The following is a 25,254-nucleotide window of genomic DNA, read 5'->3' as shown; positions in this document are numbered from 1 at the left end:
ATGACACGATCGAAAGAGCGAGCAGGATAAGGTTCTTTATCGGATTTTCCCGTATTTTCAGTAATGGTAACATCAAATACAGATTGATAACATGCCTCCTGACAGTGAAGGCAGCGTATATCGTCGCCAGATCCATTCCTTGGCTGACCGTTATCCAGCCCCGATCATCGCCGCATTGCACCTCGGCACTTGACCCGCGAGCCTCCCTATTCGCATAACTCCCGGTTCCCTGACTCCGTCGATTGATCGAAAATGCCTGATTCCAAAAGCCAAGATCCTCAGGACCGTTATCGCGACACGGTCTTTCTGCCCCGTACCAGCTTCCCGATGCGTGGCAATCTGCCGACGCGTGAGCCGGAAATTCTGGCGCGCTGGGAGTCGATGGGGCTGGATGAGAGCATTATCGAGGCAGACAAGGGCAAGCCGGTTTTCACCCTGCATGATGGCCCGCCCTATGCAAACGGTCACCTGCATATCGGTCACGCCCTGAACAAGATCAACAAGGACGTGATCAACCGTGCCCAGCGCATGAATGGCGCTCGTGTGCGCTATGTGCCTGGCTGGGATTGTCACGGCCTGCCGATCGAATGGCGTGTCGAGGAAGAATACCGCAAGGCAGGCAAGAACAAGGACGATGTGCCTGTTCTGCAGTTCCGCGCCGAATGTCGCGAATACGCGCGTCGCTGGCTCGACATCCAGGCCGAAGAATTCAAGCGTCTGGGCGTGCAGGGCGAGTGGAAGAACCGCTACGCCACCATGGATTTTTCATCCGAATCTGCCATCGTGGGCGAGATCGGCAAGTTCCTGCTGAATGGCGGACTGTATCGCGGCCTGCGCCCGGTCATGTGGAGCCCGGTCGAGAAGACAGCGCTCGCTGAAGCCGAGATCGAATATCACGACATCACCTCCACCACGATCCATGTGGCCTTCCCCATTGAGGCAGATCCGACGCCCGGTCAGGCTCTTCAGGGGACTTCTGCGGTTATCTGGACCACTACGCCCTGGACGATTCCGGCCAATCGCGCCATCGCCTATGGGCCTGAAATTGCCTATGTCGTGCTGCGTGCCGACATTATGGAAGAGAACAGCCTCGTTGCTCCCGGCTCACGTTTTCTGGTCGCCGAAGAGCGCGTAAGCGATTTCTGCAAGCAGGCCGGTATCCAGGACCATCACATTCTCTACACCCTGCCCGGCGAGGCGCTCGAGGGCACGATCTGTGCCCACCCGCTGCGTGGCTGTGGCTATGAATTCGACGTGCCAATGCTGCCCGGCGAGTTCGTGACGACCGATGCCGGTACGGGCCTTGTGCACATGGCCCCGGCTCATGGTCAGGACGACTTCCTGCTGACACGGCAATACGGCATTGAAGTGCCCGAACTCGTGCAGGATGACGGCACCTACGCGCCGTGGGTTCCCCATTTTGCCGGTATCCACGTGTTCAAGGCGGCTGACCCGGTCTGCAATGCCCTGACCGAGGCGGCGCAGCGCTGGGCTGCCAATGGCAATGCCGCTGCGGGCCTCGTGGCCCGGTCGAGCATCGTGCACTCCTATCCGCATTCATGGCGCTCGCGTAAGCCGATCATTTTCCGCGCCACCCCGCAGTGGTTCATCCGCATGGATGGTGATCAGGCCCTGCGTCGCAAGGCGCTGGATGCGCTGGCAGATGTCACCTTCGTCCCGGAGGCCGCTCGCAACCGCCTCACCTCCATGATCGAACAGCGCCCTGACTGGTGCATCAGTCGACAGCGCGCCTGGGGCGTGCCGATTGCCGTTTTCGTGGAAAAGAGCACGGGCGAGGTGCTGCGTGATCCGGCGGTCATGCAGCGTATCGTGGATGCCATGGCCGAGCATGGTGCCGATATCTGGTACAGCGCTGACCCTGCCACCTTCCTGGGTGAGGGACGTGACCCTGCGCAGTACGAACAGGTGTTCGATATTGTCGATGTCTGGTTTGAAAGCGGCTCGACCCACAGCTTCGTGCTGGGTCAGGATGGCCTGAACTTCCCGGCCGATCTCTACCTTGAGGGCTCCGATCAGCATCGCGGCTGGTTCCAGTCCTCGCTGCTCGAGAGCGTCGGCACACGTGGCGTGGCCCCCATGAAGGCCATCGTCACCAATGGCTTCGTGCTTGATGAGCAGGGCCGCAAGATGTCGAAGTCGCTGGGTAATGTGATTGCCCCCAAGGAAGTGACCGACAAGCTGGGCGCGGATATCCTTCGCCTTTGGGTTGTCAATTCCGACAGCAACGAAGACCTGCGTATCGGCAACGAGATCCTCAAGCAGCAGGGTGAGCTTTATCGTCGCCTGCGCAACACGCTGCGCTGGCTGCTGGGCGCGCTCGACGGGTTTACCCCTGAGGAGGCGGTACCTTTCGAGCAGCTTCCCGAGCTGGAGCGCTATATCCTGCATCGCCTGAGCGATCTGGGCGGTCTTCTCAAGCAGGCGGTCCAGACCCATCAATGGGTGGGCGTATATCCGATGCTGCACGGGTTCTGCACGACCGATCTTTCGGCCTTCTATTTCGACGTGCGCAAGGATGCGCTCTATTGCGATGCGCCGTCCTCACTGCGTCGTCGTGCTGCCCGCACCGTGCTCGATATCCTGCATCGTGCCCTCGCGACCTGGCTTGCGCCGGTTCTGGTCTTCACGGCTGAAGAAGCATGGACATCGCGCTTTGGCGAAGAGAGCTCGGTGCATCTGCAGACATTCCTCGAGCCCGATCCTGCATGGCATGACACGGCGCTGGGCGAGCGCTGGAACCGTATCCGTGCTCTGCGCCGCGTCATCACGACCGAGCTTGAGGGAGCGCGTCGGGGTGGCGTGATCGGCTCGTCTCTCGAAGCCCGTCTCAGCCTGCCCCTGACCGAACAGGAACAGGCCGTGTTTGGGGACGTCGACTGGGCTGAACTCGCCATTGTCTCGCAGGCCGATATCCAGCTCCTGACCAATGTGCCGTCGCTTTATATCGATGACAGCGCCACCACCGAGCACGAGGGCGTTGTCAGCGCTCATCCGGGACCGGGTGTGGGCGAGGCAGAGGGCAGCAAGTGCCTGCGCTGCTGGCGTGTCCTGCCCGAAGTCGGGAGCCAGACGGCTCATCCGGGTCTTTGCCTGCGCTGTAGCGATGTGGTGACAGCGTGAAATCAGCCAAAGTCACGCTCTCCTTCGGTCGGCCGGCAACCTTGCTGGCTGGTCTGGCAGCGTTCATCATCGTGCTTTGCGCCGATCAGGGCAGCAAATGGTGGATCCTGAACGTCTTTGACCTTCCCGCAAAAGGGAGCGTGGTCATTGCGCCGGGGCTAAATTTCACGATGGTGTGGAACCACGCCGTGACGTTTGGGATGCTCGGCGGTGTCGGCCGTTACGGGCCGTTGCTGTTTTGCACAGTGGCCCTCGTCGCCGTGCTGGCCCTGCTATGGCAGACATTGCGTACGTCGCGCATGGTCGTGGCTATTGCCTCGGCTGCCATTGCCGGCGGCGCGGTCGGGAATGTCATCGACCGTATGCGCTTTGGCGCTGTGGTCGATTTCATTCATGTCCATGCCTATGGCTGGAGCTGGTATGTTTTCAACATTGCCGATTCGGCCATTGATTGTGGTGTGGTTGCCTGGGTGATCGACTCCATTCTGGCAGATCGTCGCCAATCAGCGTCCAGCGGAAAGCCCTCACCTGTTTCGGGTAGCGCCTCCGATCACGGTTCGGTACATCGCGAGCATTGATCTCTTGTCGATGCCGAAACGCTCATTTAGGATCGGGTCCGATATGGCTCAGCTCTCCCTTCCGTCCGTCCTCCGCGTCCTGCCGGTTCTCGGCCTGACAGCGCTCCTTCCGGCCTGCTCCGGCTCTGACGTCTCACGCGCGTTCGGTCTCGAACGCTCGATGCCGGATGAGTATACGGTCACGACCCGTGCGCCCCTCTCCATGCCGCCGTCAGAGCAGCTGAGCCTGCCGGGGCAGGGTGACCATACGGCGGAGGAAAACCCCCGTATCCAAGCGCTTGAAACGCTTTCGCCCAATGCGGCCCTGCACCCCACTACCGGCAGCAACAGCGCCGGTCAGCAGGCTCTGGTCGGGCAGGTGGATCAGGCATCGAAGGCCCCCAACAATGCCGAGCTCGGCTCTGCCGGTGCGGGTCTGACCGACGAGCTCATGTTCTGGCGTGGTGGCAATGCGGGCAGCGTTGTCGATAGCGAGGCAGAAAATCGTCGCATCCAGCGTGCTTCTGCCTTGGGTCAGAACCCCTCCACCGGTGCCACGCCTACCAAGAAGTCGAAGAGCGCATTCCTCGGCGTCTTCTGATGCCTGGTCATGACGCCGTCTGAGCGCCCCCAGCTTCAGCCCAGATTACGCCGCCTTTCCAGCCATGTGATCGATCTGATCGCGGCAGGCGAGGTGGTGGAGCGCCCGGCTGCTGCATTGAAGGAACTGGTCGAGAATGCGCTCGATGCTGGCGCGACCCGTATCGAGGTGGCTTTGGTCAGCGGCGGATGCGACCGCATCGAGGTTCTCGATAACGGCTGTGGCATGTCGCCCGATGACATGCTCATGGCTGTCGAGCGACACTGCACCTCCAAATTATCCGATGAGACACTGACCCGTATCGTCACGCTGGGCTTCCGTGGTGAAGCCTTGCCCTCCATCGGTGCCACAGCCAGACTGAGCCTGACCTCACGCCCGCATGATGCCGATACCGCGTGGCAATTGCGCCTTGAGGGAGGTGTCTTGACCCCCCCATCCCCCGCGCCCGGCGCGCCCGGAACGCGCGTGGTGGTGGCCGATCTGTTCTTTGCCACACCCGCAAGACGCAAGTTCCTCAAATCTGCCCGTGTGGAGGGCAGCCATGCCGAGGCGGTCATGCGCCGACTGGCACTGTCTGCTCCGCATTGTGCCATGCGTTTCACGCTGGATGAGCGTCTGGTTTTCGACTTCCCTGCCCATTCGACCATCGCCCGCGTTCAGGCGGTTCTGGGTGAAAGCGACTCCCTGATCGCACTGGATGAGGAGCGCAATGGCCTGCATCTGAGCGGTTTCATCTGTGGGCCTGCGGCCACGCGGGCCACGGCAGCCGCCCAGTTTCTGGTCGTGAATAACCGCCCCGTTGCTGATCCGCTGATGAAGACGGCCATACGTGTCGCCTATCGTCCTGTCATCGAACCGGGACGTCATCCTGTTCTGGCGCTCCACCTGCAACTGCCTCATGACCGCGTCGATGTGAACGTGCACCCGTCCAAGACCGAACTGCGTTTTGCCGATGAGGCGGATGTGCGCGGTCTGATGATCGGCGCCATGCAACGCGCTCTGGGGCATGGCGCGGGTGAGGGCGGCGTGAGGATACGTTTTGCCGCCCCGTCGCGTCAGGCCATCCACTATCCACCGCCAGACCCAATGCGCGTAACGCCGGGTTTTCTGGCGAGCCATGCCGCGCTCATCGGGAATGGCGCTCCCATGGCAACGGGGTCTGTCAGCCCGTATGATGGCTTTCAAGAGCCGGACAATCCTCGCGATGACCGCTCACCTGTCGCGTCGCTGGCTGCATTCGAGCCCTCATCCCGCCCGCTGGTTCAGCCAGATGCCGCTCAAATGGCGCGCTTTCCGCTCGGTGCGCCGGTCGCACAGGTTTTCGATACCTATATCCTCGCTGTTGGTCAGGATGGTGATCTGATCCTTGTCGATCAGCACGCCGCCCATGAACGTCTGACCCATGAGAAACTGCTGGCTCAGTACACGAGTGGGTCGCTCAAGGCGCAGCGCCTCCTGCTTCCCGAGGTCATTGACCTGCCGCCCGGTCAGGCGGGCCGACTTATGGAGTGGAAAGAGGCGCTCGAGGCGCTGGGACTAGAGATCGAATCTTTCGGGGGGGGCAGTGTGCTGCTGCGCACTATGCCCGTACTGCTTCAGGGCGGTGACGGGAGCGCCTTGCTGCGCGATCTCTCGGAAGAACTGGTGGCAGATCCCGACCTGACACCGGGTGACAGCGCAGCCCTGGAGCGTCGTATCGATGCCGTGATTGCTCGCATGGCGTGCCACGGCAGTATCCGTGCCGGACGACGGCTACAGCAGGACGAGATGGCGGCGCTCCTGCGACAGATGGAGCAGACGCCGCGCGCAGGCACATGCTCGCATGGTCGGCCAACATGGTTGCGCCTTGGACGGGACGAGCTGGAAAAGCTTTTCGGCCGGATACGCTAGGCTGATTTCTATCCCTTGAAACCCGACCCTGCACGCCCTGCCGTAGCGGGGTGCACAGAGCCAGAGGGGAGGGGCAGGAGATCAGGAGGGGCTATGAGCCATCTTGTGACGCTTGGCGGCAGACGGATGCGTGACTGCTACGACATCACCGGAAACGAAGAGGATTGAGTCGACAGCGTTCTGCAGCGCATCGGCAGCCGATTTCGTATCGCCGCCATCCATGAATACGGAAGCGCGATGCACGTCACCCGAGATCATTTCCAGCGGTGCCAGAGCCACGACGTATTGCACGCTCGTGCCTACGACATGAAGATCCTGATTGACCAGCTTCGTGTCACCCGCCTTGAGATGCTGGTTCGCACTGGCAAGAGCAGTCTGCTGCGCCGGAGCCAGCGTATCGGTCACCGCATATTCGCCACCAACGGGCAGCCAGTGCAGGGGCACGCCACTGGCGGCAACGCGCTTGGGCATGCCATGGCTCGGGACAGGTTGCATGGCATCCTCGGCCTTGATGAAGGCCTTGCTATCCTTCGCGGCCTTTTCCAGGCGGGTCTCGGCGTCGTTGATCAGGCTTTGTGCCTGTCCGTTCTGGTTGTTTGTCAGGGCCTGTTGCGCCAGAAGGATGTTGGCAAATGCCTTCTGCCCGTCCTTGGATAGACGGCCAAAGTCACGGGTGGCATTCACCTGATCTGCCTTCATCAGGGCAACGCTGCGAGCAGCGCTATCATCACCGGGGGCGGCAGCAGAAGCCGGCGTAACAGCAAACCCGGCGGACAGTGCAACAAGGGCAGCACCTGCACTCATCAGTCGATGCATCAGTAATCTCCTCAATACATATCCCGCAAAGCGGCATTTCGAGGATCAGAACGATGTCTCGACCGGCTTGTTGCATGACAAGGCTGTTAACACGACACCATCATAACCCGGATGTCTGTATTTCTTCAGGTGGGAGGAACGGTTTCGCCATCTGGAGGGGGCTTGCGCGAGGTCAGAACATTGCCTGCCGAAGCTCCCGCAATGCACAGCACGCCCATCCAGCGCGCAATAGAGAGTGATTCACCCAGCAGCAGGAGGCCGGAAATGGAGCCCAGTACGGGCTCCAGGCTGAGGAGAATACCCAGATCGCGCGGCCCGAGGCGCCGCATGGCCATCATATCGAGAATATACGGCACGGCGGAGGAGAGAACCGCCACACCCACGGCCTGCATCCCCTGATGCGGATGCGTGATGGCAGGAGAGATGGCCGGTATCAGCCAGGGCAGCAGCAGGATGCCCGCTGTGGTCATTCCCAGTGTCGTGGCCTGTGCCGCGGGCATGACACGTCCGATACGTGTTCCTGTCAGGATATAGACGACCCAACCAACGGCGCTGGTGAGCGCTGCGATCACGCCAATCGGGTCCAGATGGCCTTCCACATGGTCGGGGCGCAGCAGCAGATAGAGGCCACCCAGAACCATACCCGCCCACAGCAGATCGAGCAGGCGACGTGAGCCGATAAGCGCAAGCGAAAGCGGTCCCATGAACTCGAAGGCAACGACGAGACCAAGCGGCAGTCGCACCAGAGCGATATAGAACGCAAAATTCATGACAGCCATCGAGGCGCCATAAGGCAGCAGCAGCTTCCACATGCCCGGTTTGAGCACGGACGGGCCGGGTCGCATGACGGTGAGCAGAATGACGGCGGCCAGACAGACGCGTAACCCCACCATACCTTCCGCACCGAAGAGCGGAAACAGGCTCTTGGCGAGCGCCGCGCCAACCTGAAAGGAGGAAATTCCACCAATCAGAAGGGCAAGGCCACCAAGTTTGTCGAGACGGGTCGAAGTGGGGTGATCGAAAGCAGCCATCAGACGTCGAGCAATTCCGCCGTGCGGGCGTGCTCCTGAATGAAGCGAAAGCGCAGTTCAGGCTTACGTCCCATCAGGCTCTCTACGCGATCGCTCGTGAGTGCCCTGTCCTCCGGCGGGGTGACAACCCGCAGCAGCGTGCGCTTGGCCGGGTCCATGGTGGTCTGCTTCAGATCCTTCACGGGCATTTCGCCAAGCCCCTTGAATCGCGAGATCTCGACCTTTGCGCCTTGCTTGAAGTCGCGCTTGAGACGGCGCACGCGGTCATCATCATCCATCGCATAGATGGTCTTGGCCCCATGCGTCAGGCGATAGAGCGGCGGCTGGGCGAGGTAGAGATGGCCCTTGCGCACCAGATCGGGCATTTCGCGGTAGAAGAAGGTCATGAGCAGAGAAGCGATATGCGCCCCATCCACGTCAGCATCGGTCATGATGATCACGCGTCCATAGCGCAGTCGGGTGACATCGAAGCTTGAGCCCGATCCGCAGCCAAGCGCCTCGACCAGATCGCGCAGTTCCTGATTGGCCTTGAGCTTGTCCGCCGTGGCCGAAGCCACATTGAGGATCTTGCCACGCAGCGGCAGCACCGCCTGCGTTTCACGATCGCGGGCCTGACGGGCTGAACCACCAGCCGAGTCGCCCTCGACCAGAAAGATTTCGGTGTCGGCGGCATTTTCGCGCGTGCAGTCTGTCAGCTTGCCGGGCAGGCGCAGGCGACGCGTGGCGCTCTTGCGCGGCGTGTCCTTGGTTTCGCGTCGGCGCAGACGCTCTTCGGCGCGCTCGATGATGAAAGCCAGAAGGTTATCCGCCTGAGCCGGGTTGCCGCCCAGCCAGTGATCGAGCCGGTCGCGTAAGGCGCCCTCAATAAGGCGGCTGGCCTCCTGCGTCGTCAGCTTCTCCTTGGTCTGACCTTGAAAATGCGGGTCGCGAATAAAGACCGAGAGCTTGACCGCCAGCGCACCGAGCGCATCTTCCGCCGTTACTGCCGCCGCACGCTTCATGTTGCGGCTCTCACCCCAGGCGCGCAGCCCCTTGACGAGGGCCGATCTGAAGCCGGCCTCATGCGTACCGCCCTGAGGGGTCGGAATGGTATTGCAATAGGAGGTCATGCTCGACGCTCCCTGCTCCAGAAACGCCACGGCCCATTCCAGCTTGCCCCCGGTCCGGCCATCAGCGGCCTGGGGCAACTCTGCCTCACCCGCCCAGACCGGTGCCAGCAGGGCGGGGCTGGCACCCAGCTCTGCATTTAGGCTGTCTGCCAGACCATTGGGAAAGTGAATGGTCGCCTCGGAGGGTATCTCGTCCCCTGCCTTCAGCAGAGAGGGATCGACACTCCACCGGATCGTGACACCGCGAAACAGCGCCGCCTTGGAGCAGCAAAGGCGATAGAGCCGCAGCGGGGAGAAGCTGAGCCCGCCGAAGATTTCGGGATCGGGAGAGAAGCGTATGGTGGTCCCCCGGCGGTTGGGCGCATTGCCAACCTGCTGCAGGGGCGTCACCGGCTTGCCGCGGGCGTAATCCTGACGCCATAGCAGCTTTTCGCGGGCAACCTCGACTTCGAGCCGGTCCGAAAGGGCATTGACCACCGATGAGCCAACGCCATGCAGACCGCCTGACGTGTCATAGGCCTTGCCTGAAAACTTGCCGCCAGCATGGAGTGTGGTGAAAATCACCTCCAGGGCTGAGCGGTCGCGAAATTTGGGATGGGGATCGACCGGGATACCACGACCATTGTCGCGCACCATCAAAAGGCGGGGGCCCTCAAGGGCGAGGTCGATGACGCTGGCATGGCCTGCCACGGCCTCATCCATCGCATTGTCGAGAATTTCAGACGCGAGATGATGATAGGCTGTATCGTCGGTTCCACCGATATACATGCCCGGACGCCGTCTGACCGGTTCGAGCCCTTCAAGGACTTCAATCTGGTCAGCGCCATAATTTTCCGGCACGGGGGCCTGCGCGGCCTTTCTAGGCCGACGCACGGGCTTTTCATCGCTCTTGAAGAGGTCGTCGTTCATATTGCGTTCTTGACGGCCTCGCCGGGGCGTCGTCAAGCGCCCCGTGCAGGAAGAGGATCAGATTTTAGGCGCGTGTCTTGCGATGGGTGCGCCGTGTGGTCGTGCTGCGGCTATGGGAGACAGCTTCGGGGGCCGAGCAGGTTTCGAACGAGGCCGGCTGAACCACGTCCTTCGCATCAGCGTAATGCGCAAGATCGGCACCATCATCGAGGGCATCGACCTCGTCGAACATCGCGACCCGCTGCTGACAGAAGATCGTACCGGCCTTGAGGCCGCCTTCCGACTGCACATTGGCAAGCTGCGTGATGTAGTCGTCATGCGCCTTCATGGCGTTACGGCCATAGGCTGACTTGAAATAGGTGTTGAGGCGTTCTTCCTCGGCAGCCAGCTTGGGGCGGAACTTCGCTACGAACGCATTGTAGCGGTCCTGCGCGCTGCACGAGAGCGCCGTGACCATCAGTTCGCTCTTGAGACCCTGCACATTGAAGGCTTCATGGGCGGGTGATTCGCTGCACCCGGCGGCGTAAGCGGCACCGGAGGCGAAAAAGCTGCCAGCGACAAAGGCGCAGGCGGTGAGACGCGCAAACGGGCGCAGGAGACGTTGCCGGGCTGAAAACGACATCAAGGGACTCCACAAGGGCACAAACTGGAAAGCCGGAAATGCTCCGGGCAGGGCAGGCGGGCAGCGCACCGGATCACGCGGTGCGCTGCAATACGGAACTTTATTCGATTATGTCGCAGCAATTGCGGCGAGAAAATGCCCGTAGGCAAGGGTATAGGCCGATTTTGTAAAAAAAAACCTGAGCGCCCTTTTCTTTTGTTTCAGCCCCCGCTTCCCCCTTCCTGCGGGGCGCGGCTTGCGCTAGGGCCATTGATGAATTTGTTTTCAGGTGCGCACGGCGCGCGTCTGAACATCTTGTGTCGGGCCTGCTGGTACAAAGAAGGCAGAATCGATTTTCGATGACATGTGATCAGTGGAGTTGATGGTGCGACTGCGTGGTTCTGCAATTACTCTCGTTTCGGCCCTGACCCTGGCGGCCTGCGCAACAAAGCCTGTCGTGCAGCGCGTCGTGCCCCCCAATCCCTTCGGCTACCAGAAGGTCTCTGCTGTCTGTAAGACGACACCGGTCAAGACGGCGGCCGATGGCAGCATGACGGTCGACATGACCGTGCGTAGCGATGACGGTCTGTGTGCCCTGTCCGTGCAAAAGCCGGGCAACACCAATTACCGTTCGTTCGGTGTCTCGCCTGCTCCAGAGCACGGCAAGGCATTCATGTATAATTTCGACGACCACACCTACATCACCTACACGCCCAGCACGGCTTATGCAGGCAAGGACAGCTTCACGGCGATCCTGATCCCTGGCGGTACCGAGCCGCGTACGAAGCTGACCGTCAATGCCATGGTCGATGCGACCGGCGTGACCGTTGCTGCCCCGCCAGCGCCTGTTCTGGCCCCTGCTGCCAAGAAGCCGGTTGCCAAGCGTACGGCTACACGTCGCAAGACCAGCAAGAAGTAAGGGTCACAGCCGGGGGGGCTTTTTCGGGAGCCCCACCGGTCGACCCTTCCAGGGGCGGTGCCAGCCCTTGGGCCTGAGTGCGGCGGGATTGTCTCCCCCGCACGTATTATCTGCCCGACCCTGCGTTTTCTTCAGATCGAAAACGAAATCGGCTCGTGGACGGGCCGTCGGAGGCCTGCACCCTCGGCGCGGCGCACCATTTCCTCAAGGGTCAGGGCGGCCATTTCACTGCGAACCGTCTCATCCAGAACCTGCCAGCAAGGCTCGATAACGCTGCGGAAGAGCGCTCCCTGAGCTGTCTCCTCGGTCCCCGCATCGTCTGACACGACCACTCGAACGATCTCATCGAGGCCGATATCGCGTTGCGGCCGCCCGAGGCGATAGCCGCCACGGGGCCCACGCACGCTCTCCAGCAATCCCGAGCGCGACAGAGCCTGGAGCAGGGGCTCGATCCCACGGCGGGCCAGTCCCGCGCGCTCGGCGATATCCCCACCGCTCACCAGGCTTGAGCGCCCTGCATGGAAGGCCACATCGACCATGATGATCACGGCAACCATCGCCCTGTCCCTGCGGAGATACATGCAGATTTTTCCTCAATGACAAATTACGCGTAATGTAGCAGTTATTGCCTGCAAATCACAGACCGGCATCGCAGGAAAGCCGACATTGCAGGAATCATCGTCCTGCCATCTGATACGAGGGACCCATCTATGACCATTCGACACGAAAAGGACGAGGCGCGTGGTTTGGCGTCGCGCTATGCCGCACCGAGGGGCCGTGTCTATGAGTCGATTCTCGAAACGGTAGGCGGTACCCCGCTCGTGGCCGTGCCGCGCCTGACCGAGGCTGACAAGCTCCATGCCCGGTTGCTGCTTAAACTGGAATTCTTCAACCCGCTCGGCTCGGTAAAGGATCGTATCGGCCTCGCCCTGATCCAGCAGGCCGAGGCCAGGGGCGACATCACACCGGGGCGTACCGTTCTGGTGGAACCGACCTCAGGCAACACGGGTATCTCTCTGGCTTTTGCCTCGGCGGCTCTGGGCTACAGGCTGATTGTGACCATGCCCGAGAGTGCCTCGATCGAGCGACGCAAGATGCTGCGCATGATGGATGCCCAGCTTGAACTGACGCCCGCAGCCCGCGGCATGGCCGGGGCCATTCTTCGCGCAGAGGAACTCGTCGCCTCGCTGCCCGATGCCTGGATGCCGAGCCAGTTCGATAATCCCGCGAATCCGGAAATCCATGCCCTGACCACCGCCGAGGAGATTTGGGAGGATACGCAGGGCAAGGTCGATCTGGTGGTGGCAGGTGTCGGCACAGGAGGCACGCTGACAGGGATCGCCCGCACCCTGCGTCCCCGAAAGCCCGAGATGCAGTTCTGGGGCGTCGAGCCCGCCGAAAGTGCGGTGCTGAATGGCGATGATCCCGGTCCGCACGGTATCCAGGGTATCGGCCCCGGATTCTGTCCGAACACGCTCGACTCCTCACTGCTCGACGGCGTGCTGGCGGTGTCCGAGCGCGATGCGATGGCTGCGGCCCGGCGCTGTGCCCGCATTGAGGGTATCCCCATCGGTATTTCTTCCGGGGCCTCGCTCCATGCCGCTCTGGCGCTGGCGCAGCGCGAGGAAAACGCCGGCAAGACGATCGTCTCCATCGTGCCGTCCTTTGCGGAGCGCTACCTCTCGACGTCACTCTTCAACGGGCTGGTCTGATCACCGGGCATGAAAAAGCCCTGAAGCCGCCAAGCGGCTCAGGGCCTGTTTCATTGTCATCCGACCATGTCCGTAGCACGTCGATCCATCACGCGGCCCATCAGGCAGCGTGATGGCCCTGATCAGTGCAGGATGATCTCCACACGGCGGTTCTGTGGTTCACGCGTGTTGGGGCCGGTCTGGACAAGCGGGTTGCTCTCGCCATAGCCCTTGACGGCAATCAGCCCACCGGCAACGCCGTCACGGATCAGCTCGGCACGCACGGCATCGGCACGACGCTGTGAAAGCTTCAGGTTGTAGCTGGCGCCACGGGCGCCCGGATGAGCGGCGCTGTTATCCGTGTAGCCATTCACTTCGATGCGGGTCAGCTGCGTGTGGGTCGAGTTCTGCGCGGCCGTACCGACAATCGAGCGTGCCCTTTCGGTCAGCTCGGCACGATCCCAGTCAAAAAAGATCAGATAGCTGCGCGCTGGTGCAGGGGCAGGGGCGGTCATGACCGGAACGCTGCGCGGCGGCGGCGGGGCAGGATTGAACTCGTAGCGCAGACCCAGCAGCAGGGAGTGGCTGAAATCGTTGCGGGTGACACGATTGCCATCCATCGCCCCTGCAGGGCGCGGCGTGTCGTAACCGCCGATGCTGCCATATCCCGTTGCGTGATGGCCGTTGGGGCCAAGCAGCGAATAGAAGCGATACTCGGTGGTGAAAGATAAACCGACGGCAAAAGGCACCGGGAAGGACAGGCCGAAGATGCCCTGATAGGCAAAATTGCTCGTCGTCCCGCCAATTTTCTGGCTGAGATAGTTGTTCGGTGCGCGTACAGATGCGTTCATGGCCTGCCAGCCATAGCCGATACCAGCGCCGAAATAGGGATAGACCCAGTTGGCACCGATATCCATGTCAAACAGGGCATTGGCCATCACGCCATAACCCTGCTGACGACCACCCGCCGCTGAAGGGAAGTAGCTGGACTTGAACTGCTGCAGGCGATTGTTGCGGTAATTGCCTTCGACTTCGACGCGGAAGCCGTTGCCAAGCCCCCAGCCGACCGAGCCCAGACCCGTCACGCCAGCATCATAATGGTCACGACCGCTCGGCAGAACGGGTGACAGGCGCACGGTCTGATCCTGATTGAAGCTCGCGCCACCGGAGCCCGCCACATACAGACCCTTCACAACCTGTGCCTGGGCTGGTGCTGCAGCGAGGCCGAAACCGACAAATCCGAAGCCGGCAAGCGCGGTCAGGTTCAATCCCTGTCGGCGCATGAGGCGGGAGAAGGATCCGACCACCTGCCGGACATCGTAAAACGGGCGGCAAACGGTCTCACCGCGCGTTCGGTGTTCCAGCGTCATATCGTCTTCTCCATCCTTTTCACGCGGCAGACTGAGAGAAGGCCAGTCTCCTGGCCGTCCGCAGCGATCTGAATGCCGTCTTTTCGCTGAACTGTCATCCCTGTGCAACGCATGTTTCCTGTCCCGGTGCGTTCACCATGTGAGGCGCTTCCTTCTTCCTGCACCGAGTGTGGGATGGCTGCAACACTCCCCTGTATTGTGCTGAGGGTGTTCAGGTGCCTGATGGTGCGGGTTCAGGCCATCCTGCCGGGCAGGGTGGTCTCGATGGGCTCGGCCACATCGTGCACCGTAAATTCGAGAATCCATAGATCAGGATCGTAGCGTCTCTGGCGCTCGAGATACGCATCGAGGGCGCCGGCATCATCCATGGGAAGGCGTTCCCAGCCTTGCCCGAGGGCCGCGACGCGTAGAACAACAAGCTGGTTTTGCCTGTCTGTCAGGACGATCAGCAGGGCGCCGGCGTCCTCGTCGCCCTTCTTGAGCAGCATGGCCCCGTGGCCCTGCCCTTGCACCAGACGCATGAGCGCACGTGCCCATAATCCTGTTTTCAGGCGAGCTTCCGTCATGGCGAGGCGTCGTCCATATCATCCGGCATGGCGGCGAGGGCAGCGCGATAGCTGTCCGGGCGGTGCAGGAGCATAGCGGCCGTGTCGAGATCGGCATCCGTGCCCAGGGCAGCGGGGCAATGGCGGCGTATATCGAGAATGCGCGAGACGCTGACCGGGAAACGGATCTCGCGGCTGGCGCGCACCGTCTCGGCATCCAGCAATTTGCCTTGCCCCAGAGCACTCAATTGCTGTTCGAGCGAAAGGGCCCCGCGTGAGGTGCAGATTTGTGGTGTGACACCCAGACCCTGAAGCGGCCACCCCAAAGGCGCAATCACGCGGCTCCAGGTAACAAACAGCTCACCCCCGTCGGGCATCTGGCCAATGGCCTGCACCAGCCCCTTGCCCAGTGTCGCGCTGCCAATCACCACAGCCCGTCGATGATCGGATAGGGCCGCCGCCATGATTTCGGCGGCGCTGGCCGTTCGCCCGTCCACCAGCACCGTGATCGGCAGACCATGGGTCATATCGCCACCCTGAACCGCCCATATGTGGTTCGATTTCGGGTCCCGGCCTTTTGTTACCACCGCAATGCCCTGATCGAGCACCAGAGCCGTCGCGGTGACGGCCTGCTGCAGCACGCCCCCGCGATCGCCGCGCAGGTCAATGATCAGCCCTACAAGTTTCTTGTCCTGAAGGGCCTGGTCGATATTCTGGCTCAGCTCCTCAGCGGTATCGGATGAGAACGAGGCGATCCGCATGACGGCAATATGGTCATGCCCGCTGGCGAAAACGGTCTGAGGGGGCACGATCTGGCGTTCCAGACGCATGATGGCGCCGTGATGCCCTGGATCGGCAAGAAGAAGCCTGACCTTGCTGCCCGGTGCGCCGTTCAGCCAGCCTTCAACCGTGGCCGCGTCCTGATTGCGCGTTGAATGGCCATCAACCGCCAGAAGTTTCTGCCCGATATTGGCGCCAGCTGCCCAGGCGGGGCCATTGGCATTGATTGCACCGATAACCAGCCCCGTTCCATCGCGCTGGAGAGAGAGACCCACCCCGGCCACATCGCCCGTACGATTGGCCCGGTCATTGCCCGCGGGCGCAGGTGCAACATAGCGCGAATAGGGGTCGAGGTGATTGAACAGCTCGTCGAAAAAGCTCTGGAGCAACGCATCGCGGCCAGCACTTCTCAGTGCCGGCGAGGCACGCCACGCTGCATCCATGATCGACACAAGAACGCGGACCCATTCGCCAGTCTCGTTCTCTCCGGGCTCGCGGAATTCCGCAACGGTCTTCTGGCTCAAGCTCAGGCGAAGCGAAGCAGCTTCCTTCGGGCCGTGGGTCGGTTCCTCGATCGTGATCGACGGGTCGATTGCCGTCAGCCCATCCAGCCCCCACAGACTATAGGTACGGCTTGAGTGAGCATCGAGTGTCCTGGGCGTGAGGAAACGGAACGCGCTGGATAATACCGAAGACAGGAGCCCGGTATCGAGCGTTGCGCCCCCCTGTCCGCCTTCTGGCTGCTGCGTCGCGCGGGTTGGCGTGACGGCCGCAGGCGGACCGGCCTGCGCCAGCTCTGCCGGCTGAGGCCGTCTGGCACCCGAACGTGCGGCCTGGGCCGGCGTGATACCGGCCAGCATGGCTCCGGACAGCGTGGCCACGGCAACGGCCAGCCCCATTGCGCCCATAAGCCCTCGCGGGGGCGCGCCAGTCAGGAAAGGAACGTTGTTCAGAGCCGGTGACCTTGACCATCAGGGCGATGGCTTTCCCCATCGAGTGCCGCTTTAACGGTCCTGCCTGGACCGCGATAGGGAGCCTAACAGGGGGAGCGACGTTTTTGCCACGGTCTGTGGCATCAAAAACGCAAATTACGCGGCGTCATCACCATCTGTTGTCCCTGAAGCGCGCGATTTCCTTGCCGGTTTCTTAACCCCCTCTTTTTCAGGGGCTTTTTTCCCGGCTGACGTCGCCTTTTTGGCTGCCGGTTTCTTGGCAGCGGCTTTGGGGGCGGCCTTCTTGCGTGGCGCGGCCTTTTCGGGCGCGGCGTCGGCCGACGCAGCCTTTGTCGTGGTCTTGCGCGTGGTCTTGCCCTTGGCCTTCAGGGGTTTCCCCTTTTCAGCCAGAAGCGCCAGCGCCTCATCAAGGGTCACGTCATCCATCATCTGGCCCTTGGCCAGATTGGCCACGACCTGCCCATGCTGCACGTAAGGGCCAAATCGTCCCTTGCGGACCATCACGGCCTCGCCATCCTTGGGATGAGCGCCAAGATTGCGAATCGATGCCAGTTTCTTGGCCAGCGAGTCGATGGCGCGATTGAGCCCAACCGTCAGCACGTCATCGTCGGCATCAAGCGTACCGAAAATGGACCCCATCTTCACATAGGGGCCAAAACGCCCCAGCCCGGCCTCGATCATCTCGCCGGTTTCAGGGTGAGGGCCCAGCTTGCGTGGCAGGGAGAGAAGGCCGATCGCCTTGTCCAGCGTCAGCTTGTCGCCCTCCAGCCCCTTGGGAATGGTGGTGCGCTTGGGTTTGATCTTCTTGTTCCCGGGGTCGGCCTCGCCGCGCTGGATATAAAGACCGTAAGGCCCGCGACGCACGGTCACTTCCTCACCCGTTTCCGGATCCTGACCGAGGCTTTTCATCCCTTCCTTGAGCGTCTCGCCCTCGCCGCCATCCTCGGCCACGAGGCGACGGGTGAACTGGCAGGTCGGGTAGTTCGAGCAGCCGATAAAGGCCCCGAATTTGCCAAGACGCAGCCCCAGGCGCCCCGTACCACAGGCCGTGCACTGCCTTGGGTCACCGCCATCTTCACGCGCAGGGAAGAAATGCGAGCCCAGATCCTCATCGAGCGCATCGATGACATCCGAGATCTTGAGGTCCTTGGTCTGTGCTACGGCCGCCGAAAAATCGCGCCAGAACGCAGCCATGATGTCGTGCCAGTCGGCACGACCATCGGAAATGTCATCGAGCTGCTCTTCGAGCGTCGCCGTGAAATCGGTGTCCACGTAGCGTTCAAAGAAAGAGGTCAGGAATGCCGTGACCAGACGGCCGCGATCCTCGGGAATGAAGCGCCGCGCATCCAGACGCACATAATTGCGGTCGCGCAGTACGGTCAGGATCGAGGCATAGGTCGAGGGACGGCCAATGCCGATCTCTTCCATACGCTTGACCAGGCTGGCTTCGGAGAAGCGTGGCGGCGGCTGGGTGAAATGCTGGTCAGCCTCGACACCACGGGTCGAGAGCGCATCGCCCTCGCTCATGGCTGGCAGGACGCGGCCTTCATCCTCATCCGATTTGGTATCGTCACGCCCCTCGCTATAGAGCTTGAGATAACCGTCAAACGCGATGATCGAGCCATTGGCGCGCAGAATGGTGCGCTGCGCGGCATCGGACAGATCGACCACAACCTGATCGAGCTCCGCCGACTGCATCTGTGACGCGACAGCGCGTTTCCAGATCAGCTCGTACAGACGCATCTGCTCACCCGAGAGATGCCGGGCCATCGATTCAGGCGTGCGCGTGACATCGGTGGGGCGAATAGCCTCATGCGCTTCCTGCGCATTCTTGGCCTTGCTGGTATAGACGCGCGGCTTCTCCGGCAGATAGGGCGCTCCGTAACTGCTCCCGATCATGTCGCGGATGGCGTGAACGGCTTCGGCCGCCATCGTCACACCATCGGTACGCATATAGGTGATCAGACCGACCGTCTCGCCGCCCAGATCGACACCTTCATAGAGCTGCTGGGCAGCACGCATTGTCGATTGCGCGCTCATGCCGATCTTGCGCGAGGCTTCCTGCTGCAGCGTCGAGGTGGTGAACGGCGCAGGCGGGTTGCGTCTGGCCTTCTTGCGCTCGACGGAGCGGACCTTGAAACCTGTTGAGGCGACGAGATCGCGCGCCGCATGGGCTTTCTCGGCATTGTCCAGATCGAACTGATCGAGCTTGCGGCCGTCAAGATGCGTTAATCTTGCCGAAAAGGCAGCATTGCGCGGTGTCGCGAAAGACCCCGTGACCGACCAGTATTCGCGGCTTTTGAAAACCTCGATCTCGGCCTCACGCTCGCAGATCAGACGCAGCGCGACGGACTGCACGCGACCGGCGCTGCGGCTGCCGGGCAGTTTGCGCCACAAGACGGGCGAGAGGGTAAACCCGACCAGATAATCGAGCGCACGGCGGGCCATATAGGCATCGATCAGAGGCTGATCGAGCGCACGCGGATTCGCCATGGCCGTCTGCACGGCTGATTTGGTGATTTCATTGAAGGTGACGCGCTGCACGTTCTTGCCGCGCAGCAGGTTCTTCTCTTCCAGTGCGGCACGTACATGCCAGGAAATGGCCTCGCCTTCGCGATCCGGGTCAGTGGCGAGATAGAGTGTGTCGGCGTTCTTGACCGCTTTCGCGATAGTAGCGATCTGTTTCGCCCCACGCTCGTCGGTCTGCCAGTCCATGGCGAAATTCTCGTCAGGTCGCACACTGCCGTCTTTGGGCGGCAGATCGCGGACATGGCCGAAGGATGCCAGAACGATAAAGTTATCGCCCAGATATTTGTTGATGGTCTTTGCCTTCGCCGGGCTTTCGACCACTACGACATCAGTCATCTCTACTCCAGAACCGCTCCGGCCTGTTCGTAACCGGTGGATCAGGCTGTCAGGACAACCTGCCCCCCGGGAAGGAAGGTCGCTGTGCCGCCAAGTTCGAGTTCTGACAGGGCGGACAGCACCGTGGAAACCGAGAACTGGCAGTGCGCCACGATATCGTCAACTGCCACAGGCGTCGGAGAGAGAAGCTCACATATTCTTTTTTTGACGTTCTCGGGGTCCGGAGGCGGTAAAAACCCTGCGCTTTCGGGCTCTGAAAAGCCCGGCAGGCCTGTCCATCGGGGTTCGATACGGGTGCTGGCGCCGCTCTCGATCTGGTTCAGGACATCCTGCGCCGTCTCGGTCAGAATCGCGCCCTGTCGCAACAGGTCGTTGCCACCGCGTGAGCGCGGGTCGAGTGGCGAGCCGGGAACGGCAAACACGTCCCGTCCGTAATCGAGGGCAAGGCGCGCGGTGATGAGCGTGCCAGAGCGCATCGCGGCCTCGATCAGGATGACACCTAAAGAAAGGCCGGCAATCAGACGGTTACGCCGCGGGAAATGACTGGCCTGGGGAATCGTGCCGAGAGGGGCCTCGGTCACAACGCAGCCCCGTTCAGCAATGGCGCGATAGAGCCCCTCGTTTTCGGGGGGATAGAAACAGTCAAGGCCGCCCGCTGCGGCACCAACCGTCATGCCCTGATGCAGGGCGGCACGATGCGCGACAGTATCGATCCCGCGGGCCAGGCCCGACACGATCACACAGCCCTCATGAGCAAGAGCGCCGCTCAGGCTCTCAGCAATGCGCAATCCTCCGGCTGAGGCATTGCGTGCGCCGACAATTCCGATGGCCCGCTGTGAAAGCTTTTCAGCCTGGCCCCATAGGCTTAGAACGGGGGGCGCATCGGTAATGCGCGAGAGAAGGGCGGGGTAGTCCGGGTCGCCAAGGAGCAGCATGCGGCCACCGAGTCGTGTCAGAGCCTCCTGCTCGGCTTCGACACTGTCTCTCGACGGGATGGCAATGGTGGCGCGCCGTCCCGCCTTGCGCACGCGCTCGGGCAATGCCTCGATGGCGGCGCCGGCTGTCCCGTGTTCGGTCATCAAGCGTCGGAAATTGACGGGGCCGATGCCGTCCGTGCGGGCCAGGCGTACAATGTCGAGCCGTTCATTTCCCTGGGATACGGCCGACATGATGGGTCAGATTTCCTGCTTGGTCTGGGGCGGCGGGTCGATATTGATTCGCGATTCCCGTCCCGTGAGCAGACGCCGGATATTGCTCGTGTGACGCAGGAGAATGATGAGTGTCAGGATGAGTGTCGCGATGGAAAGCGGGCTGTGCACGGGCTGTTCGCTCAGCGGCGCCATGATGAACGGTGCCACGGCAAAAGCGGCCAGCGCCCCTGCTGACGAGATATGGGAGAGTTTGGCAACCGCCAGCCAGACCAGACAGCAGGCAATGCCCACGGGCCAGCACAGGGCAAACAGCGCCCCCAGCCCGGTCGCAACGCCTTTGCCTCCGCGAAAGCCGAGCCAGACCGGAAAGCAATGACCGATCACGACACAGACTGCGGCGACAGCCATCCCTGTCTGGATGCTGCCATCGAGAAGAAGGTGCACAACCAGCACAGCCAGTGCGCCCTTCAGCCCGTCGAGCAGCAGGGTTGCCGCAGCCAGTCCTTTCCGACCTGTGCGCAGGACGTTCGTCGCGCCAATATTGCCCGAGCCTATCTTGCGTATGTCACCCGCCCCGCCGACATGGCTGATCAGCAATCCAAAAGGGATACTGCCCAGCAGATAGGCGATACCGGCACAAAGCAGAAAAGGGGGCGTGAGCAGATGATGGATCATGATGCGGCACCATCGAAAACGCGCTGTCCGTTCTTCCACGTTCCCAGAACGCGTCCCTTGAGGCGCTTGCCGTCGAAGGGTGTGTTCTGCGCGCGTCCGGGCTGTTCGCCTGCTTCAACCACCCATTCAGCTGCGGGGTCGAACAGGCACAGATCGGCGCTGGCGCCGTCGTCCAGGGTTCCGGCCTCGCTGCCCAGCAACCGGGCAGGACGGCGGGTGAGCAGCGCAATGAGTTGCGTCAGGGTAAGCACGCCGTCATGCACCAGAGACAGACCGACACCAAGCAGCGTGGTCAGGCCTGTCCCGCCGGCGCAGGCCTGAGCGAAAGGCAGGCGCTTGTCATCGGCGTCCCACGGCGCATGGTCCGAGGCAATGGCGTCAATTGTCCCATCCGCGAGCGCCGCACAGACCGCAAGACGGTCCTCTTCCGCACGTAACGGAGGCGAAAGCTTGGCGTAGGTACGAAATTCGCCAATCGCCTCTTCATTCAGCGCAAAATAGGGGGGCGCCGTGTCACAGGTAATGGCCAGACCCCGGGCCTTGGCCTGACGGATCAGATCGAGCCCTTCGCCGGTCGAGACATGGCCGAAATGCAAGGGGGCGCCGGTCATTTCCGCAAGACGGATATCGCGGGCAATCAGAATGGCCTCAGCAGCGGCGGGTATCTGGGGCAAGCCCATGCGGGTTGCGAGCGCTCCCGCCGTGGCGGCCCCCCCTTTTGCCAGAGACGGGTCTTCCGGGTGCTGCACCACCAGAGCGCCAATCCCCTTGGCATAGGCCAGAAGCTGGCGCATGCGCTTAGTGTCGGCAATGGCATGAATACCATCGGTAAAGGCAACGGCCCCGGCCTCGCGCAACATGCCAAGCTCGGCCATTTCCTCACCCTTGCAGCCCTTGGTGAGCGCGCCGTAGGGCAGGATGGTGACGAGGCCTGTTTCCTCGCCACGGCCACGCAGCAGGCGCACCAGAGCGGGTTCGTCGATGGCAGGTTTGGAGTTGGGCAGGGCCGCCAGCGTTGTCACGCCACCGGCAACCGCGGCGCGGGCGCAGGAGGCGATGGTTTCGCGATATTCAAAACCCGGCTCGCCAATCGCGACACGCATATCGACGAGACCAGGGCAGAGAACCGCGCCCTGACCATCAATGCTCTGGGCACCTTCCGGCGCACCTTCGGCACCAGCCTTGTCACGCCCCGCGATGCGACCATCCGAAACACGCAGGCGCGAAAGCGCCTCCTGACCCGTTACCGGATCGATCAGCCGGACATTTTCGAAAATGAGATCGGTCATGACGCTGTCCGCATACGTGAGAGTCGGTCGAGCACGGCCATACGCACGGCCACGCCCATTTCGACCTGTTCCTGAATGACGCTCTGCGCTGAGTCCGCTACGTCCGAGGCAATTTCGACACCACGATTCATTGGACCCGGATGCATGACCAGTGCGCCGGGTTTCGCCAGGGCGAGGCGGCGGCTGTCGACGCCATAGAAACGGAAGAACTCGCGAGCACTCGGCACCAGCCCGGCGCCCATGCGCTCGCGTTGCAGGCGCAGCGTCATGACCACATCGGCATCACGCAGGCCGCTTTCCATATCATGATGGATCGAGACCGAACCCAGCGACGCCATTGCAGCAGGAACGAGGGTGGGCGGTCCCACCAGACGCACCTTGCTGCCCATCGCGGTCAGCAGATGGATGTTCGAGCGCGCGACACGGCTATGGCCGACATCACCACAGATCGCGACAGTCAGCCCGCTGAGCGTGCCAAGATGGCGCTTGATGGTCAGGGCATCGAGCAGGGCCTGTGTCGGGTGCTCATGCATGCCGTCACCGGCATTGACCACACTGGCCTCGACCTTCTGGGCCAGCAGGGCTGGCGCACCCGAGGCTGCGTGACGGACCACCAGCAGGTCGCAGCGCATGGCGTTGAGCGTGGCTGCCGTGTCGAGCAGCGTCTCACCCTTGTTCACCGAGGAGGTGGCGACCGTCATGTTGATGACATCCGCCCCCAGACGCTTGCCCGCCAGCTCGAAACTCGTGCGTGTGCGGGTGCTGTCCTCGAAGAACATGTTGATCACCGTCCGGCCGCGCAGCGCATCACGCGGGGCGGTGCGCGAACGGCTCAGCAGGGCATAATTGGCCGCGAGATCGAGATAGGGGGTGATCTCTTCGGCGCTCATGCCCTCAAGGCCGAGCAGATGATGCCGTCGGGTGAGCATGTCAGCCATGCGCGATCGCGGCTCCTATACGGGCCAGAACCTCGTCCCGGCCAAGGGCTTGCAGGGTCAGGTCGATACCGGGCGATACCGTGCTGCCGGTCATGGCCGCACGCAGGGGCTGGGCGACCTGACCCAGCTTGATGGCTTTCGCCTCGGCGAATTCGCGAAGTGCGGCATCGATGGCCGATGCCTCGAATGGCTCCACCAGAGCGAGGGCCTGCGCCACACCGCGCAGCACATCCTTGCCTTCTTCCGAAAGCTGCTTCTGTGCCTTGGCGTCATAGGTAAAGGGCAGGGAGCGACCCAGAAACGCGGCGCTATCGGCGAGGTCTGTCAGAAGCTTGGCGCGCTCCTTGAGGCCCGGCATTAGCGTCAGCACACGGGCGTGCAGCGCATCATCCACTGTCACGTCCTCGCGCTCCTTCAGGCGTTCGATCACATCGTCGGTCAGACGGGTATCATCAGCCTCACGCATATAGACACCGTTCAGATGCGTCAGCTTGACGTAATCCATGCGTGACGGCGAGCGGCCAACGCCATCCAGATCGAACAGGCGGATCTGCTCCTCACGGTTGAGGATCTCGGCATCGCCATGACCCCAGCCCAGACGCAGCAGGTAATTGCAGAGCGCTTCCGGCAGAAAGCCTTCATCGCGGAATTCGACCACTGACTGCGCACCATGACGCTTGGACAGCTTCGCGCCGTCCGGTCCGTGAATGAGCGGCAGATGGGCGAAATGCGGCAGATCCCAGCCCATGGCGCGATAGATCATCGCCTGACGAAACGTGTTGGTCAGATGATCGTCACCACGGATCACATGGGTGATTGCCATGTCATGGTCATCACACACCACGGCATGCAGATAGGTGGGTGTGCCATCCGAACGGAGGATGATCAGATCATCCATTTCGGCATTGGCGACGCGGACCTCGCCCTGGACCAGATCGTTGATAATTGTCTCACCCTCGCGCGGTGCCTTGAGGCGCACGGCGAAAGGCGCTCCCTCGGGAGCTTCAGAGGGATCACGGTCACGCCACATGCCATTATAGCGCGGCGGCTGGCCATTCGCGATGGCGTCCTCGCGCATCTGCTTCAGCTCGTCTGCCGTGCAGTAGCAGCGATAGGCCAGACCTTTTTCGAGTAGTTCCTGTGCCACTTCCGTATGGCGGCCCTGACGCGTGGACTGGAATACAGGCTCCTCATCCGCCGTGATGCCCATCCAGGCCAGCCCTTCGAAAATCACATCCACCGCGCGCTGCGTCGAGCGCTCGCGGTCCGTGTCCTCGATTCTGAGCAGGAATTGCCCACCGTGATGGCGGGCAAAAAGGAAATTGAAGAGGGCCGCACGGGCATTGCCGATATGCAGCAAGCCGGTGGGAGAAGGGGCAAAGCGTGTGCGAACGGTCATGGTGCTCCCATAGCATGATTGCGT

Annotated in this window: 20 protein-coding genes; 6 read left to right on the top strand and 14 right to left on the bottom strand. The window is 62.0% G+C overall.

Features of this window, described 5'->3' with window-relative positions; all coding sequences use genetic code 11:
* Positions 1-252 precede the first annotated feature (252 nt).
* The 4 genes from ileS to mutL are packed head-to-tail and all read left to right on the top strand — an operon-like array spanning position 253 to position 6,189.
* Positions 253-3,141 carry an isoleucine--tRNA ligase gene (gene ileS, locus Asbog_RS12400; protein ID WP_062165364.1) on the top strand — a complete coding sequence of 963 codons (2,889 nt, stop codon included), beginning with the start codon at positions 253-255 and terminating at the stop codon, positions 3,139-3,141.
* Positions 3,138-3,719: a signal peptidase II gene (gene lspA, locus Asbog_RS12395; RefSeq protein ID WP_083510875.1), complete on the top strand. Its 582-nt coding sequence runs from the start codon at positions 3,138-3,140 to the stop codon at positions 3,717-3,719. The genes ileS and lspA overlap by 4 nt, the downstream gene beginning before the upstream one ends.
* A gap of 43 nt (positions 3,720-3,762) precedes the next feature.
* A complete protein-coding gene (locus Asbog_RS12390) occupies positions 3,763-4,299 on the top strand; it encodes a DUF3035 domain-containing protein (RefSeq protein WP_062165363.1) in 537 nt (178 codons plus the stop codon).
* 9 nt (positions 4,300-4,308) lie between these two features.
* Positions 4,309-6,189, top strand: a complete 1,881-nt coding sequence (mutL, locus tag Asbog_RS12385) for a DNA mismatch repair endonuclease MutL (RefSeq protein ID WP_062165362.1) — start codon at positions 4,309-4,311, stop codon at positions 6,187-6,189.
* An 81-nt stretch (positions 6,190-6,270) separates the two neighbouring features.
* On the opposite strand, the gene Asbog_RS12380 is transcribed toward mutL, so the two are convergent.
* The 4 genes from Asbog_RS12380 to Asbog_RS12365 all read right to left on the bottom strand — a co-directional run bounded on the left by Asbog_RS12380 (position 6,271) and on the right by Asbog_RS12365 (position 10,676).
* A complete protein-coding gene (locus Asbog_RS12380) occupies positions 6,271-7,005 on the bottom strand; it encodes a YfdX family protein (protein ID WP_062165361.1) in 735 nt (244 codons plus the stop codon).
* Between the two features lie 125 nt (positions 7,006-7,130).
* Positions 7,131-8,036, bottom strand: coding sequence for an EamA family transporter (locus tag Asbog_RS12375; RefSeq protein ID WP_062165360.1), 906 nt, complete (start codon positions 8,034-8,036; stop codon positions 7,131-7,133).
* Entirely contained in the window at positions 8,036-10,054 is a 2,019-nt protein-coding gene (gene parE, locus Asbog_RS12370; RefSeq protein ID WP_062165359.1) for a DNA topoisomerase IV subunit B, read from the bottom strand. The genes Asbog_RS12375 and parE overlap by 1 nt, the downstream gene beginning before the upstream one ends.
* A gap of 64 nt (positions 10,055-10,118) precedes the next feature.
* A complete protein-coding gene (locus Asbog_RS12365) occupies positions 10,119-10,676 on the bottom strand; it encodes a hypothetical protein (protein ID WP_231944582.1) in 558 nt (185 codons plus the stop codon).
* 361 nt (positions 10,677-11,037) lie between these two features.
* Between Asbog_RS12365 and Asbog_RS12360 the strand changes: the two genes are divergently transcribed.
* On the top strand, positions 11,038-11,574 hold the full coding sequence (locus Asbog_RS12360) for a hypothetical protein (RefSeq protein WP_231944581.1): 537 nt from the start codon (positions 11,038-11,040) through the stop codon (positions 11,572-11,574).
* A 131-nt stretch (positions 11,575-11,705) separates the two neighbouring features.
* Here the strand turns inward: Asbog_RS12360 and Asbog_RS12355 are convergent, their stop codons facing one another.
* Positions 11,706-12,155, bottom strand: a complete 450-nt coding sequence (locus Asbog_RS12355; protein ID WP_062165358.1) for an RrF2 family transcriptional regulator — start codon at positions 12,153-12,155, stop codon at positions 11,706-11,708.
* A 129-nt stretch (positions 12,156-12,284) separates the two neighbouring features.
* On the opposite strand from Asbog_RS12355, the gene cysK reads away from it, so the two are divergent.
* On the top strand, positions 12,285-13,286 hold the full coding sequence (cysK, locus tag Asbog_RS12350) for a cysteine synthase A (RefSeq protein WP_062165357.1): 1,002 nt from the start codon (positions 12,285-12,287) through the stop codon (positions 13,284-13,286).
* A gap of 122 nt (positions 13,287-13,408) precedes the next feature.
* Here the strand turns inward: cysK and Asbog_RS12345 are convergent, their stop codons facing one another.
* The 9 genes from Asbog_RS12345 to gltX all read right to left on the bottom strand — a co-directional run bounded on the left by Asbog_RS12345 (position 13,409) and on the right by gltX (position 25,230).
* The gene (locus Asbog_RS12345; protein WP_062165995.1) at positions 13,409-14,548 is read right to left on the bottom strand and encodes an OmpA family protein; all 1,140 of its coding nucleotides are present in this window, start codon (positions 14,546-14,548) and stop codon (positions 13,409-13,411) included.
* A 320-nt stretch (positions 14,549-14,868) separates the two neighbouring features.
* Positions 14,869-15,201 carry a DUF1491 family protein gene (locus Asbog_RS12340; RefSeq protein ID WP_062165356.1) on the bottom strand — a complete coding sequence of 111 codons (333 nt, stop codon included), beginning with the start codon at positions 15,199-15,201 and terminating at the stop codon, positions 14,869-14,871.
* Positions 15,198-16,859, bottom strand: a complete 1,662-nt coding sequence (locus Asbog_RS12335; protein WP_062165355.1) for a S41 family peptidase — start codon at positions 16,857-16,859, stop codon at positions 15,198-15,200. The genes Asbog_RS12340 and Asbog_RS12335 overlap by 4 nt, the downstream gene beginning before the upstream one ends.
* 189 nt (positions 16,860-17,048) lie before the next feature.
* Complete coding sequence (topA, locus tag Asbog_RS12330) at positions 17,049-19,778, bottom strand: type I DNA topoisomerase (RefSeq protein WP_062165354.1); 2,730 nt, start codon at positions 19,776-19,778, stop codon at positions 17,049-17,051.
* A 41-nt stretch (positions 19,779-19,819) separates the two neighbouring features.
* A complete protein-coding gene (gene dprA / locus Asbog_RS12325) occupies positions 19,820-20,947 on the bottom strand; it encodes a DNA-processing protein DprA (RefSeq protein WP_062165353.1) in 1,128 nt (375 codons plus the stop codon).
* 6 nt (positions 20,948-20,953) lie between these two features.
* Entirely contained in the window at positions 20,954-21,604 is a 651-nt protein-coding gene (gene plsY, locus Asbog_RS12320) for a glycerol-3-phosphate 1-O-acyltransferase PlsY (RefSeq protein ID WP_062165352.1), read from the bottom strand.
* Positions 21,601-22,893, bottom strand: coding sequence for a dihydroorotase (locus tag Asbog_RS12315; protein WP_062165351.1), 1,293 nt, complete (start codon positions 22,891-22,893; stop codon positions 21,601-21,603). The genes plsY and Asbog_RS12315 overlap by 4 nt, the downstream gene beginning before the upstream one ends.
* Positions 22,890-23,831 (bottom strand): aspartate carbamoyltransferase catalytic subunit, encoded by a 942-nt coding sequence (locus Asbog_RS12310; protein WP_062165350.1) that lies wholly within the window; start codon positions 23,829-23,831, stop codon positions 22,890-22,892. Before Asbog_RS12310 ends, Asbog_RS12315 begins: the two co-directional genes overlap by 4 nt.
* Entirely contained in the window at positions 23,824-25,230 is a 1,407-nt protein-coding gene (gene gltX / locus Asbog_RS12305; protein ID WP_062165993.1) for a glutamate--tRNA ligase, read from the bottom strand. Before gltX ends, Asbog_RS12310 begins: the two co-directional genes overlap by 8 nt.
* Positions 25,231-25,254 lie beyond the last annotated feature (24 nt).

Source organism: Asaia bogorensis NBRC 16594 (genome assembly GCF_001547995.1).
GTDB lineage: Bacteria > Pseudomonadota > Alphaproteobacteria > Acetobacterales > Acetobacteraceae > Asaia > Asaia bogorensis.
The sequence above is the reverse complement of the archived record's forward strand: the minus strand, read 5'-3'. Positions and strand labels throughout refer to the sequence as shown.